7 protein-coding genes are annotated in these 17,790 nt (G+C 70.0%); all 7 read right to left on the bottom strand.

Translation table 11 applies throughout. The annotated features are described in order from the left end of the window. Nucleotide 1 precedes the first annotated feature (1 nt). Nucleotides 2–1,027 (bottom strand): putative sugar O-methyltransferase, encoded by a 1,026-nt coding sequence (locus GW587_RS02300; protein WP_166098036.1) that lies wholly within the window; start codon nucleotides 1,025–1,027, stop codon nucleotides 2–4. Nucleotides 1,028–1,066: 39 nt separating this feature from the next. Continuing rightward, the gene (locus tag GW587_RS02295; RefSeq protein ID WP_166098033.1) at nucleotides 1,067–2,029 is read right to left on the bottom strand and encodes a glycosyltransferase; all 963 of its coding nucleotides are present in this window, start codon (nucleotides 2,027–2,029) and stop codon (nucleotides 1,067–1,069) included. Between the two features lie 83 nt (nucleotides 2,030–2,112). Next, nucleotides 2,113–2,859, bottom strand: coding sequence for an acyltransferase (locus GW587_RS02290; protein WP_166098031.1), 747 nt, complete (start codon nucleotides 2,857–2,859; stop codon nucleotides 2,113–2,115). A 9-nt stretch (nucleotides 2,860–2,868) separates the two neighbouring features. Further along, on the bottom strand, nucleotides 2,869–3,975 hold the full coding sequence (locus GW587_RS02285; RefSeq protein ID WP_166098028.1) for a DegT/DnrJ/EryC1/StrS family aminotransferase: 1,107 nt from the start codon (nucleotides 3,973–3,975) through the stop codon (nucleotides 2,869–2,871). Between the two features lie 7 nt (nucleotides 3,976–3,982). Then, nucleotides 3,983–4,393, bottom strand: a complete 411-nt coding sequence (locus GW587_RS02280) for a sugar 3,4-ketoisomerase (RefSeq protein WP_371875540.1) — start codon at nucleotides 4,391–4,393, stop codon at nucleotides 3,983–3,985. Between the two features lie 22 nt (nucleotides 4,394–4,415). Beyond that, a complete protein-coding gene (locus GW587_RS02275) occupies nucleotides 4,416–7,622 on the bottom strand; it encodes an O-linked N-acetylglucosamine transferase family protein (RefSeq protein ID WP_166098024.1) in 3,207 nt (1,068 codons plus the stop codon). 187 nt (nucleotides 7,623–7,809) lie between these two features. Continuing rightward, the gene (locus GW587_RS02270) at nucleotides 7,810–17,739 is read right to left on the bottom strand and encodes a beta strand repeat-containing protein (protein ID WP_166098021.1); all 9,930 of its coding nucleotides are present in this window, start codon (nucleotides 17,737–17,739) and stop codon (nucleotides 7,810–7,812) included. Nucleotides 17,740–17,790 lie beyond the last annotated feature (51 nt).

The following is a 17,790-nucleotide window of genomic DNA, read 5'->3' as shown; positions in this document are numbered from 1 at the left end:
TTTAGTAGATCTTGCGGCCGGCCTGGGCGGCGTCGGCGATCTGGCGCGCGTTGGCTTGGCCCAGCTCGCGGCGGTAGCGCGCCTCGGCCAGCGCGTTCTCGCCGTCGTAGGCGCGCTCGCCCTTGCGGTAGACCTCGGCCGGGAAATCGCGGATCCACGAGCGCGGGGTGCAGATCTTCAGCAGGCATTCCCAGTGCCGTGGATAGTGCCACGCGCCGCGGAACACGTGGTCGCGGCGGTTGCACAGATAGGCGACCGCGCCCGGCTTGAGCACCGAATCGAACCATTCCAGGTAGTAGTCGACGTGGTGCTGCGCCATCTCCTGCATGCTCTGGACGTTGATCGCCAGGTCGAACTGGCCGGCGCCGGCGGTCTCGAAATGCCAGATCGGGCAGATGTAGATGTCGAAGCGTTCCAGGTCGTAGGCGTCGCCGCGGTAGAAGGAACCGATGCGCAGGTCGGGACGGGCGCGGGTCAGGTATTCGTAGGCGAAGATCAGGCTGGCCGGGACGGCGTCGATCATCACGTACTTGAGCTGGCCGTCGTAGACGTTGAACATCGCCTCGGCCAGGCGGCCGTAGCCGCCGCCCACTTCGATCACGCGCAGCGGCTGCTGCGGCTCGCCGGCCGGCAGGTAGGGGGCGATCAGGTTGAGGTCGATGATGGTGCCGAGGTCGGCGATCAGCAAGTCTTCGGCGGCGGGCTTGAGTTGTTCAGCGCCGGCGAAATAGGTGTCGACGATGCCCAGCGTATCGATGTCCTTGAGGAACGGGTAGTACCACGACAGCGACTCCGGCGACACCGGCGTCTTGCCGAAGCCCAGCCACGGCGTGATCAGGCTCTTGGCGTCGAACTCGCTGGCGGCCTCGTCGCCGCCGCCGCCGGCCTTCAGCCAGACCGGGGCCGGCATGTGGCGGCCGGAGTTTTGCACCAGGTCGTCGTGGATGCGGTTGAACAGCGCCTCGTCCAGGTCCAGGCTTTCCAGTTCCACGATGTGCTTACGGATGCGGGAGTCGGTCGCTTGCATAGGGTTCCATTGAGTTAAAAGGGCGCGGCGCCCGGGGGGTTAGAAATGGCCGTTGGCGGCCACGAAGGCGCGCCAGGCGTCGAGGTAGGGACCGTCGGCCCCGGCCTCGCCGGCCATCAGCGCCGGCAGGGCGTCGCGGATGGCCTGGGTGTCGGCTTCGTTGCGGTAGTGCCACAATACATTGCTGCCCACCGCGTCGAAGCAATACTTCGCCTGCTCCTCGCTGATCAGGCCGCGTTTTCGGCCGATCAGCGCCAGGCCGAAGTAGCTCATGATGGCGCACTTCATGGCGGCCGAGGTGCCGTGGGTCGAATTCTGGTTCGGGCTCTGGCGGAAGTAGCCCAGGTGCTCGTTGATGTAGCACAGCGGATGCGTCTGCGCGCCGCAGATGAAGGCGCCCAGGTCCTCCAGGCCGGCGATCGGAATGCCGTCCACCTCGCGCCGCACGATCAGCTCCGCCACCTCGGCGCGCATCACGGTGTTCGACACCTCGCCCAGCCAGTTGGCGGCGCGGCCGACGGTGGTGGTGAACAGCACGTTGGCGTCCAGCGACAGCATGCGCTGCGGGTGCTGGGCCACCGCGTCCGGCAGGTTCAGCGCGTGGCGCAGCGGCTGGCCGGCTTCGTTGGCGTACCAGCGGCTGCTGACGGTCGAACTGAAATGGCCGGACCGGTGCGCCTGGCGGTGGCGCGCGTAGAACTGCGGATAGATGATGTCGTCGTCGCACAGGATGTGCAGCAGCTCGGTCTCGCCGCCCCAGGCGTTGATGCATTGCGACCAGTTGGCGTAGGCGCCGCGGCGGGTGCCGGGAATCGCGCTGACGTTGAGGTGGGCGATCAGCGACTTGACCGGCTCCGAGGCCAGCATGCGGATGAAGCTCTGGTCCGGGCTGTCGTCGGAAAACAGGATGCGCTCCGGCGGCTCGGTCTGCTGTGCCAGCGCGGCCAGCAACTCCATCAGATACTTGGATTTGTACGCGGGTATGACGGTGGTGATTTTCATCGATGGCCGGGGCTGGTTTCTGGTCGGGCGCCGCCGCCGGCGCCCATGGGTGGTGGGGTGATTATCACATACTCGCGATTCATTCAGCCAGCTTTATCGGGCGGTTCCCAGCCGGCGACGGCGTCGGCCGGATAGCCGCGGCGGAAGTGGCTGGTCCAGGGATAGGCCGGCGCGCCGCTGCCGTCCTTGAGCTTGATCTTGTCGGCGTCGCACAGGTAGCGCGCCGGATTGCCGGCCACCACGGTGCGCGGCGCGACGTCGCGATGCACCTTGCTGTGCGCCGCCACCAGCGCGTGCTCGCCCACCGTCACGCCGGGCAGGATCACCGACATCGCGGCGATCGCCGCGTAGTCGCCGATGGTGGCGCCGAGCAGCACGTTGCTGGGCGGGTGCGGATCGTTGGTCAGCACCACATAGGGCAGCAGCCAGACGAAGTTGCCGACCCTGGACATCTTGCCGATGAAGACGTTGGACTGGCAGCGCACGTAATCGCCGATCTCGCAGTCGCCCTGGATATCGTTCATGGTGCCGATCTGGAACGCGACCCCGGCCACGGTCTTCTCGCGCACCACCACCCGGTGGCCGGTGACCAGCCGCTCGCCGAAGCGCGAGCCCTGGTAGAACACCGAGTGCGAGCGGATGCGCGCGCCGGCGCCCAGCACCAGCGGCAGGCCGTCGGCCAGCGGGGTCGGGTAGCCGATCTCGCAATAGCCGTCGATCACCGAACCGGCGCCGATCTCGACGTGGTCATGGACGATGGTGAACGGGCCGATGCTGACGTTGTCGCCGAGCCGGGCGAGCGGCGAGACGATGGCGCTCGGATGGATCATCGCGCCCCCTCAGCCGGCGCAGAAGGCGCGCACCGCCGCCGCCACCCGCAGCGCCTGGTCGTCGCTCATGGTCGGTCCCATCGGCAGGCTCAGCACCTCGTTGTGGATCGCCTCGGCCAGCGGGAAGTCGCCGGCCTTGTAGCCCAGTTCGGCGTACGCCGGCTGCAGGTGCGGCGGCACCGGATAGTGGACGATGGTGCCGATGCCCTGTTCGGCCAGCGCCTTGGCCAGCGCGTCGCGGCGGGCGTGGCGGATCACGTACACATGCCACACCGGTTCCGCCCAGTCCGGCACCTGCGGCAGCGCCAGCCCGGCGACGCCGGCCAGTTCGCGCGTGTAGATGGCGGCGATGGCGCGGCGGCGCGCGTTGTCCTGGTCGAGCCGGGGCAGCTTGACGCTCAGCAGCGCCGACTGCACTTCGTCCAGCCGCGAGTTATAGCCCGGCACCTCGTTGTAGTACTTGACCTTGGAGCCGTAGTTGCGCAGCGTGCGGATGCGTTCCGCCAGCGCGTCGTCGTCGCAGGTGACGGCGCCGCCGTCGCCCAGCGCGCCCAGGTTCTTGCCCGGGTAGAAGCTGAACGCCGCCGCGTCGCCGAGCTGGCCCGCGACGCCGCCGCGGTAGCGCGCGCCGTGCGCCTGCGCCGCGTCCTCGATCAGCTTCAGGCCGTGTTGCGCCGCCAGCGCCTTCAGCGGGTCCATGTCGGCCGGCTGGCCGTACAGGTGCACCGCGAGGATGGCCTTGGTGCGCGGCGTGATCGCCGCCGCGACGCGCGCCGGGTCGATGTTGAAGCTGTCCGGCGCCGGTTCGACCGGAATCGGGGTGGCGCCGCAGTCGCTGACCGCCAGCCAGGTGGCGATGAAGGTGTTGGACGGCACGATCACCTCGTCGCCGGGGCCGATGCCGTAGGCCTTGAGGATCAGGAAGATCGCGTCCAGGCCGTTGGCGACGCCGATGCCGTGCTTGCTGCCGCAATAGGCGGCGAAGCTGGCCTCGAAGGCGGCGGTCTCGCCGCCCAGGATGTACCAGCCGGAATCCAGCACGCGCTTGAACGCGGCCTCCAGCTCGCCGGCTTGCGACAGGTTGATGGCTTTCAGGTCGAGGAAGGGTACGCTCATGGAAAACTCACTTATGTTGGTGTGCCGCCGCCACGAACTCGTCGTAGTCGTGGTAGTAGTCCTTGCGGTCGAACAGCGTCGACGCCAGCACCAGGCACACGCCGCCGGAGGAGAAGTTCTCCACCTCGCGCCACATCATGCCCGGCACGTACAGGCCGTAGTAGGAGCGGTTCAGATTGAATTTCTTGCGCTGGTAGCCGTCGTCGACGATGACGTCGAAGCTGCCCGACATGGCGACGAACAGCTGCTGCAGCTCGATGTGGCCGTGGCCGGCGCGCGCCGAGCCGCCCGGCACGTCGTACAGGTAATATACCCGCTTGATGTCGAACGGCACGTGCACGCCGCCCTCGATCACCGACAGGTTGCCGCGCGGGTCGTGGTGTTTCGGCAGGTCGATCAGCCGGCATTGTTCCATCATGCTCATAGGGTCGGTCTCCAGGTCAGGCCGCGACGGCGGTCACGATGTATTGCCACGGCAGCGCGTCCTCGACCGCCACCACCGGGTCGATGCCGCTGGCGCCGGCCATCAGGCGGATCGCCGGCAGGTATTTTTCCCGCGCCGGCTCGTCGATGATGCGGGCGCTGCCGCCGCTGATCTGGAAGCCGGCCTGCTGCAGCATCTCCAGCATGGCGCCGCGGGTGAACACGCGCTTGCGCGCCTTGTCGATGCCCGCCGGGCCGTAGCGCAGGTCGCCGGCGTTCATCCGCGCCTGCACGCTCCAGTGCTGGAAGTTGTTGATGGTGGCCACCAGCTTGCCGCCCGGCGCGATGCTGGTGCGGATCTTGCGCAGCACCGACCACGGGTCGTCCATGCGTTCCAGCGCCTCGTCCAGCACCCAGCAATCGGCGCCGCGCACGTGGTCCCACAGCTCCGGACCGGCGTGCTCGAGGTCGAGGTTGAACACGAAATCGCAGTGCGGCCGCGCCGCCTGGGCCGGCGCCGGATCGGACTCGATGCCGGTGTAGTCGACGATCGCGTTGCGCGCCTTGTAGGCCTTGGCGAAGGCGCCGTCGCGGCAATGCGCTTCGACGATCTTGCGCGCGTCGAGCGGCACGAACTGCAGCAGGTCGGTGTTGACGCTGGTGGCGCTGGGCAGGTCGTAGTGGTAGCCGCCGGTGCGGATCACCGTGCCCTGCCAGTCGTGCTTGATGTAGTGGCGCCGCACCGGCTGCGGCGCGAAGTCTTCGCGCACCCAGTCGACGCTGTCGATCAAGTGGTGCGCGCCGGCCTTGTGGATCGCCAGCATGGCGGCGATCAGCGGCGCGCCGTGCTTGATCGGCATCGGCCACTGGCGCACCACTTCGATATTGGTCAGCATGCAGGCCGGGTGCAGGTAGCGCACCGCGCCGTCGGCGCGGTCGTAACCGAGTTCATTGACCGGCTGGATGCTGCCGACCCCGTACATGCCGGGACGCAGCGCGGCGTGCAGCGATTCCAGGAAGCCGCCCTGGATGATCTCGACGTCGGAATCGAGGAACAGCACCTCGCCCGCCAGCCCCAGGTGGTTGATCGCCCACGACAGGCCGGGGCCGTGGTGGATGTTGTAGCCGAACGGGATGAACTCGACGTCGGCGTAGGCGTCGGTGATGGCGCGGATCTTTTCCGCCACGTCCGGGTTGGAGCCGTCGATGATGTAGATGCGGTTGCTGTAGACGCGGCGGAAGCTGCGCAGCAGCGCCTCGATCAGGTCGGGCGAGTTGTACGACACGGTGATCACCGGGATCTGGTCGATGCGCGCCGGCGCCGCCGGTTCCAGCTGCTGCTCCGGCGGCCGCACCGCGTGCTGCGGCGCCGCCAGCCGCGGCGCGGCCGGCTTGGCCACCTTCTGCAGCGCGGCCTCCATGTTGCGCACGAAACGCGGGCTGTCGAACAGCGCGCAGGTCAGGCGGTTGGCCACCAGCTGGCGCTTCATGGCGGCGATGCGGCCCGGATCGTTGGCCAGCGCCACCGCCTTTTCCTCGTAGTCGGCGAAGTCGTAGGTGATCAGCTGCGCCAGGTCGACCGCGCGCAGCAGGCTGCCGGCCATGCGCGAGGAGAAGGTCTGGCCGGCGCAGGTCAGCAGCGGCAGCCCGGCCCACAGCGCGTCGCTGGCGGTGGTGCCGGCGTTGAACGGGAAGGTGTCGAGGAACAGGTCGGCCAGCTGGTAGCGCGCCAGGTATTCGGCCGGCACGGCGCGGGTGTTGAAGATCAGGCGGGCGCGGTCGATGCCGGCCTGCTCGGCGTGGCGCCACAGGTTCTCGCGCACCTCCGGATAGTCGGCCACCAGCCACAGCACCGAGTTCGGCACGCGGCGCAGGATGTTCATCCAGACCCCGAACAGGTCCGGCGTGAACTTGAAATTGTTGTTGAACGAGCAGAAGACGAAGGCGTCCTCCGGCAGGCTGACCGAGGCGCGGCTCGGCTTGGCGGCGATCAGGCGCTGGCGGTCGTTGATCTGGAAGGTGTCCGGCAGGTACAGCGGCTTCTCGGTGAAGTGCTGCGCCATCTCCGGCGTGATCAGGAATTCGTCGGCCAGCACGTAGTCGACGCCGGGCAGGGCGGTGCTGCCCGGGAAGCCGAGGTAGGTCAGCTGCACCGGCGCCGGGCGGTAGGCCAGGATGTTCGGGCGCGCGCCCAGCGTCAGGCCATGCAGGTCGACCAGGATGTCGATCTCGTGGGCGCGGATGGCGCGCGCGGCCTGCTCGTCGCTCATGGCGTCGATGCGGATGTAGTGGTCCATCGCCTTGACCACGCGGGCGCGGATCGGCGAACCGTCCTCGCGGCTCCAGCTGAAGGCGTACACCTCGAACTTGCTGCGGTCGTGCAGCTCGTACAGCTCGGCGGTCAGGATCGACACCGCGTGCGAGCAGAAGTCCGACGACAGGTAGCCGATGCGCAGCCGCTGGTGGCCGTAGCCGTGGGCGCCGGTCAGCGGCGCGACGGCGGCGTTGACCTTTTCGTTGACGAAGCGGCGCGCGGCGGCCAGCTGCTGCGCCGGGTCGCCGGAGGCGCTCAGCATCGCCAGCGCCGAGGTGCCGTCCATCATGGTGGCCACCGAGATGTGTTCCAGGCCGCTGTAGACCGGCCAGGCGCATTGCTTCTGGCGCAGGTGCACCCAGTGCGTCATCACGTTGGCCTGCTGCGGATCGACGCGCAGGCTCAGCGCCAGCTTTTCCTCCGCCTCCGGGTAGCGCTTGCGGATCTCCAGCAGGCGGCCGAGGTTGTTCAGGGTTTGCACGTACAGCGCCGGATTGGTCTTGACGTCCGGCTCGATCGGATCGGTCAGGATGGAGTTCCACATCGCCAGCGCGTCGTCGGGGCGGCCGGTGCGTTCCAGCAGCGTGCCCAGGTTCAGGCGCGCCTCGATGAAATTGGGATTGAACGCCATCGCCTGGCGCAGCACCGCTTCGGCGCCGACATCGTCGCCGGATTGCGACAACACCACCGCCAGGTTGAAACAGGCGGCGTAGCCCAGCGGCGACGGCGTGTGCTCGATCCAGGCGCGGTACAAGCCTATCGCGGCCGGCAATTGCCCCGACTCCTGCAGTACGGCGGCGGCGTTGAACAGATCGCCGATCGACAGGCTGCCCTTGACGGCCAGCGCCATCACGGTGCCCAGCGGGCTGGTGTCGGCGGGAAGGGTTGCTGCGGATGCTTGTGCGGTCATAGCTGGCTTTATTTGGTATCGGTCCGGCCTGCGGCTTACGGCCCGCAGCGCCACGAGAGTAGCCAGTATCATACCTTCTGTCGCTCGCTGTGGGGCAACTTTTGGCTTTGGAGCAAGCGTGTAAACGCCCGTCTGCTCCGGCGATGACGCCACCGGGCCGGATCCGTCGCCGGATCCGGCCGTAGTGTTATCGCTTCGGCACGCTGAACCAGTCGCCGTCGTGGCCGGCGCCGGGCGCCGGTTCGCGGCCGTTGCCGGTCAGCGCGGCGGCGGCGCCGCGCAAGCCTTGCGCCGCCCGGTAGCGGCCCAGCGCCTCGCTCAGCGCCAGTGTCGGCGCTGCTGCTGCTGCGGCGGCGGTGTCGGCCGGCGTCGGCGGCGGCGTCAGCCTGGAGGCGCCGGCGGCCGTGGCGCCGGCCTGGAACGCGTTCAGCGCGTTGCTGAGCGCGGTCACTTGCTGTTGCAACGAGGCAGCACCTGTTGCCGGCGTGGCGGCGGATTGCTGCGCCAGGAACCACACGTCGGCGCTGTCGTGGCGGCTGCCGTCGTTGCTGGTGTAGTGCGAGGTCAGGCCGATGGCGTTGCCGTTCTGCAGCGTCAACGCGTGTTGCGCGCCGGTGTCGATCGAGGCGATCCGCAGCTGCGCCAGCGTTTTCAGCTCGTCGGCCTGGCTGACGCCATCCGAGTTGCCATCCACCCACACCCGCAGCGCGCCGTAGGCGGCGTCGGCGCTGGTGATGCGGCCGTCGCCGTCGCTGTCCAGTTCGGCCAGCGCGGCGTAGCCGTCGGCCGCCTTGGCGCCGTTGCCCAGCGTGGTGGCGCCGCCGAACAGTTCGCCGCCGTCGTTGATGACGCCGTCGCCGTTGCGGTCCAGGGCCAGCAGGCCGTCGCGCGGACCGGCCCAGCCGGTCTGGACTTTCTCGCCGTCGGCGCGGATGTCGAAATGCACGCCGGCGGCGATGCTCAGCGTGCTGACGCCGTCGCCGTCCAGGTCCAGCACCAGCGGCGTGGCGTAGTTGCTCGAGGCGGCGTTGAGCGCCATGGTCTGCGTCACCGTCATCGCCGCCACCTGGGCGCCGGTGAAGGCGTTGGCCTGCGCCACGCTGAGCACGCCCAGCCCGGTGGTGGTCAGCGCCGGGATCTGGGCGGCGGTGAAGGCCGCGATCTGGTCGGTGCTGAAGGCGAGCAGCTGGCTGCTCTTCAAACCGGCCACCTGGGTGTTGCTCAGGCCGGCGATCTGCGTGGTCGACAGGTAGCCGATCTGGGTCGCCGTCAGCGCGCCCAGCTGGCTGGTGCTCCAGGCGGCCAGCTGGCTGGGGTCGAAGCCGCTGATCTGGTCGATCGACAGCGCGGCGATCTGGGCGTTCTTCAACGCCGCCATCTGGGTCGTGGTCAGCGCGCCGGCCTGGGCCCCGGTCAGGGCGTTCAGCTGGGTGGCGCTGAGCGCCTGGACCTGCGCCGTGGTCAGCGCCCGCAGCTGGTCGCTGCCGAGCGAGGACATCTGGTCCAGCGTCAGCGCCGGGATCTGGCTCAGCTTGATGGCGGCGATCTGGTCGGTGGTGAAGGCCTGGATTTGCGCGTCCGACAGCGCCGCCAGCTGGGTGGTGTTCAGGTAGCCGATCTGCGCCGTGCGCAGCGCGGCGATCTGGCCGGTGCTCAGCGCATACAGCTGGTCGGCCGTCATCGCGCCCAGCTGGACGCTGGTCAGCGCCTGCAGCTGGCTGGTGTTCAGGCCGGGCAGCTGGCCGACGTCCAGGCTGGCGATCTGCAGCGTGCCGAGCGCGGCCACGTCGGCCGTCTGCAGCGCGCCGAGCTGGTCGGTGCTGAGCGCGGTCACCGCGTTGACGCTGAGCGCGGCCGCTTGCGCGGTGCTCAGCGCGGCGATCTGGTCGGTGCTGAAGGCGCCGATCTGGCCGGCGTCGACGGCGGCGATTTGCGCCGTCTTCAGGCCGCGCACCTGGGCGGTGCCCAGCGCCTGGGTCTGGTCGGTGCTGAGGCCGGTGAACTGGGCGGCGGTCAGCGCGGCCACATCCTGGGTGTCGAGCGCGGCCACCTGGCCGGTGCTGAGCGTGGCCAGCTGGTCGGCGGTCAGCCACGCCATCTGCGCGGTGGCCAGGCCGGTCATTTGCGCGGTCGCCAATGCGGCGATCTGGTCGGTGCTCAGCGCGCCGATTTGCAGCGTGGTCAGCGCCGCCAGCTGCGCGGTGCGCAGCGCGCCGATCTGGTCGCTGGTCAGGGCCAGCAGGTTGTCGAGGTTGATGCCGTAGGCCAGCTGCGCCGTGCCGAGCGCGGCGATATGGCTGGTGTCGAACGCGGCCAGCTGCGCCGTCTGCAGGCCGTAGGCCAGCTGGGCGGTGCCGAAGGCGGCCAGTTGCGCCAGGCCCAGCGCGTTGAGCTGGTCGCTGCCCAGCACGCCGATGTCGAGCGTGTTCAGCGCCGCGATCTGGCGCGTCGACAGCGCGTTCAGGTCGGCCGTTTCCAGCGCGACGGTCTGGTCGGTGGTGAGCGCGTAAATTTGCTGCGTGGTCAGCGTCGACGCCTGCGCGGTGCTCAGGGCGACGATCTGGTCGCTGCTCAGCGCGCCGAGTTGCAGCGTGGTCAGCGCCGCCGTTTGCGCCGTGCGCAGCGCGCCGATCTGGTCGGTGCCGAGCGCGGCGATGGCCTCGGCGCTGAAGCCGTAGCTCAGCTGCGCGGTGCTCAGCGCGCTGATGTGGGCGGTGTCGAGCGCCGCCAGTTGCAGCGTGCTCAGGCCGTTCAGCAGCTGGCTGGTGCTCAGCGCCGCCAGTTCGGCGGTGGTCAGCGCGTTCAGCTGGTCGCTGCCGAACGCGGCGATCTGGTCGCTGCCCAGCGCGGCGATCTGGCGGGTCGAGAACGCGGCCAGGTCGGCCGTCTCCAGCGCGACGATGGCGTCGGTGGCGAGCGCGGCGACCTGGCGCGTGGTCAGCGCGGCCGCCTGGGCGGTGGTCAGCGCGACGATCTGCAGCGTGCCGAGGCCGCCGTTGACCTGGCTGGTGGTCAGCGCCGCCACTTGCGCCGTGCCCAGCGCGGCGACCTGGTCGGCCAGCAGCGCCTGCAACTGCGCGGCGCCCAGCATGGCGATCTGTGCCGTGCCAAGCGCGACCAGGTCGGCGCTTTCCAGCGCCGCCACCTGGTCGCTGCCGAGCGCGGTCAATTGGGTGCTGCCCAGCGCGCGCGCCTGGCTGGTGCTCAGCGCGACGATCTGGTCGGTGGTCAGCGCGGCGACCTGCGCCGCCTGCAGGCGGGCGATGGCGCCGGTGTTGACGGCGGCGAACTGGTCGGTGTTGAGCGCGGCCAGCTGGTCGGTGCTCAGCAGCGGCAGTTGCGCCGAGGTCAGCGCCGCTACCTGCGCGGTGCTCAGCTGGCTGAACTGGATGGTGGTCAGCGCGCCCAGCATTTGCGTGGTCAGGCCGGTGACGGCGCTGGTCGACAGCGCGTTCAGCTGGTCGCTGGTCAGCGCGGCGAACTGGTCGGAACTGAAGGCGGCCAGCTGGTTGCCGTGCAGCGCGACGAAGTCCATGGTGCTCAGCGCGGCGATCTGGTCGGTGCCGAGCACGCCGATCTGCGCGGTGCCCAGGCTGCCCACCTGCGCCGTGCCCAGCGCCATGATCTGGTCGGTGCTGAGCGCGGCGATGCGGTCGGTGCCCAGCGCGGCCAGCTGCGCCGTGCCCAGCACGCTGATCAGGCCGGTGGTCAGCGCGGCGATGTTGGCGCTGCCGATGGCGGCGATCTGCGCCGACGTCAGCGCGATGAAATCGCCGGTCTCCAGCGCGTCGAGCTGGTCGCTGCTGAGCGCGGCCACTTGCGCCGTGCTCAGCGACGCCGCCTGCCTGCTGCTCAGCGCGACGATCTGGTCGGTGGTGACGGCGCCGAACTGGCCGGCGTCGAGCGCGGCGATCTGCGTGCTCGACAGCGTGGCGAAGTCGTCGGTGCCGATGGCGGCGATCTGGTCGCTGCCGAGCGCGCCCAGCTGGCGGGTTGCCAGGTTGGCCACTTGCAGCGTGGTCAGCGCGGCGATCTGGTCGGTGGTCAGCGCGCGCGCCTGCGCCGAGCTCAACGCGTCGAGCTGGGCGGTGGTCAGGGTTTGCAGCTGCTCCAGGGTCAGCGACACCAGCTGGTCGGTGCTGAGCGCCTGGATTTGCGCCGTGCCCAGCGCTTGCAGGTCTTCGCTGTGCAAGGCTTGCAGCTGATCGGTGGACAGCGCCGCCAGCTGGGCGGCGGTCAGCGCCGCCGCCTGCTGCGCGGTCAGCGCGGCGATGTGCGCCAGGTCCAGCTGGCTGATCTGCAGCGTGCCGAGCGCGGCGATCTGGGCGGTCAGCAGCGCCGCCAGGTCTTCCAGCTCCAGCGCGGCCAGTTGGCTGGAACCGAGCGCGGCCAGTTGCGCCGTGCCCAGCTGGGTGTATTGCTGCGTGGTCAACTGGATGATCTGGTCGGCGCCCAGCGCGGCGACCTGCGCCGTGGTCAGCGCGTTCAGCTGGGCCGAGCCCAGGCTTTGCAGCTGGTCCCAGGTCAGCGCGTTCAGCTGGTCGCTGCCGAGCGCGGCGACCTGGGCCGACTTCAGCGCGGCCAGGTCGTCGGTGCTCAGCGACTGGATTTGCGCCGAGTTCAGCGCCAGCAACTGGGCGCCGCTCAGCGCCTGCGCCTGCGCGGTGGTCAGCGCGGCGATGCGGTCCACGGCGAGCGCCTGGATCTGCGCCGTGCCGAGCGCGGCGATCTGCGCCGTCTTCAGCGCGGCCAGGTCCTCGATCTCGATCGCGGCCAGCTGGTCGGTGCCGAGCGCGGCCACCTGGGCCGTGGCCAGCAGCTGGAATTGGCGCGTGGTCAGCGCGATCACCTGGTCGGTGGTCAGCGCCTGCAGCTGCGCGCTGTTGAGCGCGGCGAGCTGGACGGCGCCGAGATTCTGCACCTGGTCCAGGCCCAGCGCTGCCAGCTGGTCGGCGCTGAGCGCGGCCACCTGCGCCGCCTTCAGTGCCTGCAGCTCGTCGGCGGTCAGCACCCGCACCTGATCGGTGCTCAAGGCCGCCACTTGCAGCGTGCCCAGGCCGGAGAATTGCGCCGTGGTCAGGCCCATGACCTGGTCGGTGCTCAACGAGGCGATCTGGTCGGTGTTGAGCGCCGCCAGTTGCGCCGCCTTCAGCGCGGCCAGGTCTTCCAGTTCCAGCGCGCGCAGCTGGTCGCTGCCGAGCACCGCGATGCCGGCGGTGCTCAGGCTGCCGATCTGGCGCGTGGTCAGCGCCACGATCTGGTTGCTGCTCAGCGCGGCGATCTGCGCCGTGGTCAGACCGCCGATCTGGGTCGGGGTCAAGGCCTGCAACTGGTCGGTGGTGAGATTGCTCAGCATGCCCAGCGCCGACAACTGCGCCGCGCTCAGCAGCGCGAAGTCGGCGGTGCTCAGCGCCGCGACCTGGTCGGAGCCGAGCGCCGACAGCTGGTCGGTGCGCATCGCGGCTACCTGGGTGGCGCTCAACGCGGCGATCTGGTCGGTGCTGAGCAGCGCGATCTGGCCGCCGCGCAGCGCGTTGATCTGCGTCGCCTTCAGCGCCAGCATTTCATCGGTGGTGAAGGCCGCCAGCTGGTCGGCCGTCAGCGCGGCGATCTGGCCGGTCGCCAGGCCGCCCACTTGCAACGTGCTGAGCGCCGCGATTTGCGAGGTCAGCAGCGCCGTCAGTTGCAGCGTGCTCAGCGACGACAACTGCGCCACCGTCAGCGCCCGCAGCTGGTCGGTGCCGAGGGCGTCGAGCTGGTCGCTGCCCAGCGCCTGCAACTGCGCGGTGCGCAGCGCGGCCAGGTCGCGGCTTTCCAGCGCGACGATCTGGTCGGTGGCCATGGCCGCCAGTTGCGCCGTGCTCAGGCCGGCTGCTTGCAGCGCGGTCAGGCCGGCGATCTGGTCGCTGTTGAGCAGCACGAACTGCGCGGTGGTCAGCGCGGCCAGCTGCGGCAACTTCATCGCGGCCAGGTCCTGGGTTTCCAGCGCCGCCAGTTGCACCGCGCTCAGCGCCTGCACCTGCGCGGTGCCGAGATTGGCGGCCTGCAGCGTGCTGAGCGCGGCGATCTGCGCCGTGGTCAGCGACTGGAACTGGGCGCTGCTCAAGGCGCCCAGCTGCACCACGGTCAGCGCGTGGAACTGATCGCTGTTCAGCGAATCGAGCTGGTCGCTGGTAAGCGACTGGATCTGCGCGGTCTTCAGCGCGGCGATGTCGGCGCTGGAGAACTGCTGCAACTGCTGGGTGCCCAGCGCGGCCAGCTGGGCGGTGGACAGGCCGGCCACCTGCTGCGTGGTCAGCGCGGCCGCCTGCGCGGTGCCGAGGCCGGCGATCTGGGCGGTGCCCAGCGCGGCGATCTGCGCCGTTCTCAGCGCGGCGAAGTCCTGGCTTTCCATCGCGTCCAGTTGCGCGCCGCCGAGGCTGGCGATCTGCGCGGTCGTCAGATGGCTCACCTGCAGCGTGGTCAGCGCCACGATCTGGTCGTTGTCCAGCGCGGCGATCTGCGCGGTCCTGAGCGCGGCGACCTGCGCCGTTTTCAGCAGCGCCAGGCCGTCGGTGCCGAGCGCCAGCAGCTGCTCGCCGCTGAGCAGCGTCATCTGCGTGGTGCCGAGGCTGGTTATTTGCAGCGTGCTGAGCGCGGCCACTTGCGCGGTCGCCAGCGCCTGCAGCTGGGCGCTGTTCAGCGCCACCAGTTGCGCCGTGGTCAACGCCCGCAGCTGGCCCGCGTCCAGCGCGTTCAGGTCGTCGTTGGAGAGGCCGGCGATCTGCGCGGTCTTCAGCGCGGCCAGGTCGGCGCTTTCCATCGCCGCGATCTGCGCGGTGCCGAGCGCGGCCAGTTGGGCGATGCTCAGGCTGGACACCTGCAGCGTGGTCAGCGCGGCGATCTGGTCGGTGCCGAGCTGGCTGGCCAGCAGCGTGCCGAGCGCCACGATCTGCGCCGTCCTCAGCGCCGCCAGGTCGGCCGTTTCCAAGGCCCGCAGCTGCTCGCTGGACAGCGCGGCGATTTGCGCGGTGGCCAGGTTGGCCGCCTGCGCGGTGGTCAGCGCGGCGATCTGCCCGCCGCTCAACGCGGCCAGCTGGGCGGTGGTCAACGCCGCCACCTGCTGGGTTTTCAGCGCCTGCAATTGGGTGCTGGTGAGGGCGGCCACGGCCGCCGTGCCCAGGCTGACGATCTGGCTGGTCTTCAGCGCGGCCAGGTCGGCCGTCTCCAGCGCGGTCAGCTGGTCGGTCGACAGCAGCGCCAGCAGCCGCGACGACAGCGCGCCCGCCTGCAACGTGCCCAGCGCGACGATCTGGTCGGTGGTGATGGCGGCGATCTGGTCGGCATTGAGCGCGTTGAGCTGGCTCGATTTCAGCGCGGCCCAGTCGCCGGTGGTCAAGGCGGCCACCTGCTCGGTCTTGAGCCAGCCGATCTGCGTGCTGCTGAGGGCGTTGATCTGGGCGGTGGTCAGCGCGCCCAGCTGGCTGGCGCTCAGCACCTGGATCTGGTCCGAGTTCAGCTGCGAGATCTGGCCGGTCTTCAGCGCCGCCACCTGGCCCACGGTCAGGGTGGCGATCGACTTGGTGCCGAGGCCGAGCAGCTGGCTGGTTTTCAGCGCCGCGAAGTCCTGGGTCTCCATCGCGTTCAACTGGTCGGTGGTCAGCGCGTTCAGCTGGGCCGGCGTCAGCGCGCCGGCCTGGTTGCTGGTCAGCGCGACGATCAGGTCGGTGCTCAGCGCGGCCACCTGGGTGGCGCTGAGCGCGGCGATCTGCGCCGTCTTCAGCGCGGCGAAGTCGACGGTTTCCAGCGCGTTGACCTGGTCGGTGTTCAGCGCGGCCAGGTCGCGGGTGGAGAGCGCGGCGACCTGCACGCTGCTCAGCGCGACGATCTGGTCGGTGGTCAGCGCCGCCGCCTGCGCGGTGGTCAGCGCGGCCAGCACGGCGCTGGTCAGCGCGGCGAATTGGCTGGTGGTCAGCGCCGCCACGGCGTCGCTGGACAGGGCCATGACCTGCTGCGATTTCAGCGCGGCCAGGTCCTGGGTCGGCAGCGCGGCGACCTGGTCGGTGCTCAGCGCGGCCAGTTGCGCGGTGGTCAGCGCGCCGGCCTGCAGCGTGGTCAGCGCGGCGATCTGCGCCGTGCCCAGCGCGCCGAACTGCTTGCTCGACAGCGCCGCCAGCTGCGCGGTCCTCAGCGCGGCCAGGTCGACCGTCTCCAGCGCCGCCAATTGCTCGTCGCTGAGCGAGGCGATCTGGCGCGTGCTCAGGCCGGCCGCCTGCGCGGTGCCCAGGGCGACGATCTGGTCGGTGCCCAGCGCCGCCAGCTGTTGCGTGCTCAACGCGGCGAGCTGCGCCGTGGTCAGCGCGGCCAGCTGGCTGGTGGACAAGGCGGCGAGATTGCCGGTGCTCAGGCCGGCCAGCTGCGCGGTCCGCAGCGCGGCCAGGTCGGCGGTTTCCATCGCGTTCAATTGTTGGTTGTTCAGCGCGGCCAGCTGGCGCGAGGTCAGCGCGGCGGCTTGCGCCGTCGTCAGCGCGACGATCTGGTCGGTGCCGAACGCGGCGATCAGGCTGGTGCCGAGCGCGCCGATCTGCGCGCTGCGCAGCGCCGCCAGGTTGGCGGTGCCGAGCGCGCCCAGCTGGTCGGCCGACAGCGCGGCCAGTTGCTGGGTCGCCAGGCCGGTGGTTTGGGCCGTGCTCAGCGCCGCGATGTGGGTGGTGGACAGCGCGCCGATTTGCGCGGTCTTGAGCGCGCCGATCTGCTGCGAGTTCAAGGCGGCGAACTGGCCGCTGTCCAGCGCGGCGATGCCGGCGGTGGCGATGGCGGCGATCTGCGCGGTCTTCAGCGCGGCCACGTCGGCGGTCTGCAGCGCGGCGATCAGGCCGGAGTCCAGCCTGGCCAGCTGGGTGGTGGTCAGGCTGGCCGCCTGCGCCGTGGTCAGCGCGGCCAACTGGGCGCTGCCGAAGGCGTTCAGCTGGGCCGAGCCGAGCGCGGCGATTTGCGCCGTCTTCATGGCGGCGATGTCGGTGGTTTCGATGGCGGCCACCTGGAGCGCGCTCAGCGCAGCCACCTGTTGCGTGGTCAACGCGGCGATCTGGGCGGTGCCGAGGGCGACGATCTGGTCGCTGCCGAGCGCGCCCAGCTGGGCGGTTTTCAGCGCGGCCACCTGGGCCGTGGTCAGCGCGGCGATCTGCGTCGTGCTCAGCAGGGCTGCGGCGGCGCTGCCCAGCGCGTTCAACTGCTGGCTGCGCAGCGCGGCGAAGTCGCGGGTCTCCATCGCGGCCAGCTGGTCGCTGTCCATGTGGGCCAGCTGGCTGGTGGTCAGCGCCGCCGCTTGCGCGGTGGTCAGCGCGACGATCTGGTCGGTGCCCAGCGCGACGAATTGCGCCGTGGTCAGCGCGGCGATCTGCGCCGTCCGCAGCGCGGCGAAGCCGTCGGTCCCGAGCGCGGCCAGCTGCCCGTTGCCCAGCGTGGCCACTTGCGCGGTGGTCAAGGCGCTGCTCTGCGCGGTGCGCAGCGCGGCGATCTGGAGGGTGCTCAGCGCGGCCAGCTGGCCGGATGCCAGCGCCGCCAGCTGCTGCGTGCCGAGCGCGGCGATGTCCTCGGTCTCGATGGCGGCCAGTTGCAGCGTGGCGAGCGCGGCGATGTGGCGGGTCTGCAGCGCCGCGACCTGGGTGCTGGTCAGCGCGGCGATCTGGCCGGTGGCGAGCGCGCGCAGCTGCACGGTGCTCAGGCCGGCCAGTTGGCTGGTGCGCAGGGCCGCGATGTTGTCGTCGCCGATGCTGGAGAACTGCGCCGTGGTCAGCGCGTTGAGCTGGGCGGTGCCCAGCGCGGCGAACTGCGCCGAGCCGAGCCCGCCGGTCAGCTGGCTGCTGCTCAGGCTGCTGATCTGCGACGAGCTGAGCGCCTGGATTTGCCTGGTGGAGATGCCGTATTCGAACTGATCGTTGCTCAGGGCCTGCAGGTTCGCCGTCGAGAGCGCGCGCAGCTGGGCCGTGCCGAGGGCGCCCAGTTGCTGCGTGCTGAACGCGGTCATTTGGCTTGTGTTCAGCAACTGGATGTCGGCCGTGGTCAGCAGGATGATCTGGCTGGTCGACAGACTGGCGATTTGGTCGGTGTTTAAACCGGCAACGATAGATGGCATATGAAAAAATCTCCTTACAGCAATATATAGTAGCGTGAAAGCTCCCGATGC

Source organism: Duganella aceris, assembly GCF_011090165.1.
Classification (GTDB): Bacteria; Pseudomonadota; Gammaproteobacteria; order Burkholderiales; family Burkholderiaceae_D; genus Rugamonas; species Rugamonas aceris.
The sequence above is the reverse complement of the archived record's forward strand: the minus strand, read 5'-3'. Positions and strand labels throughout refer to the sequence as shown.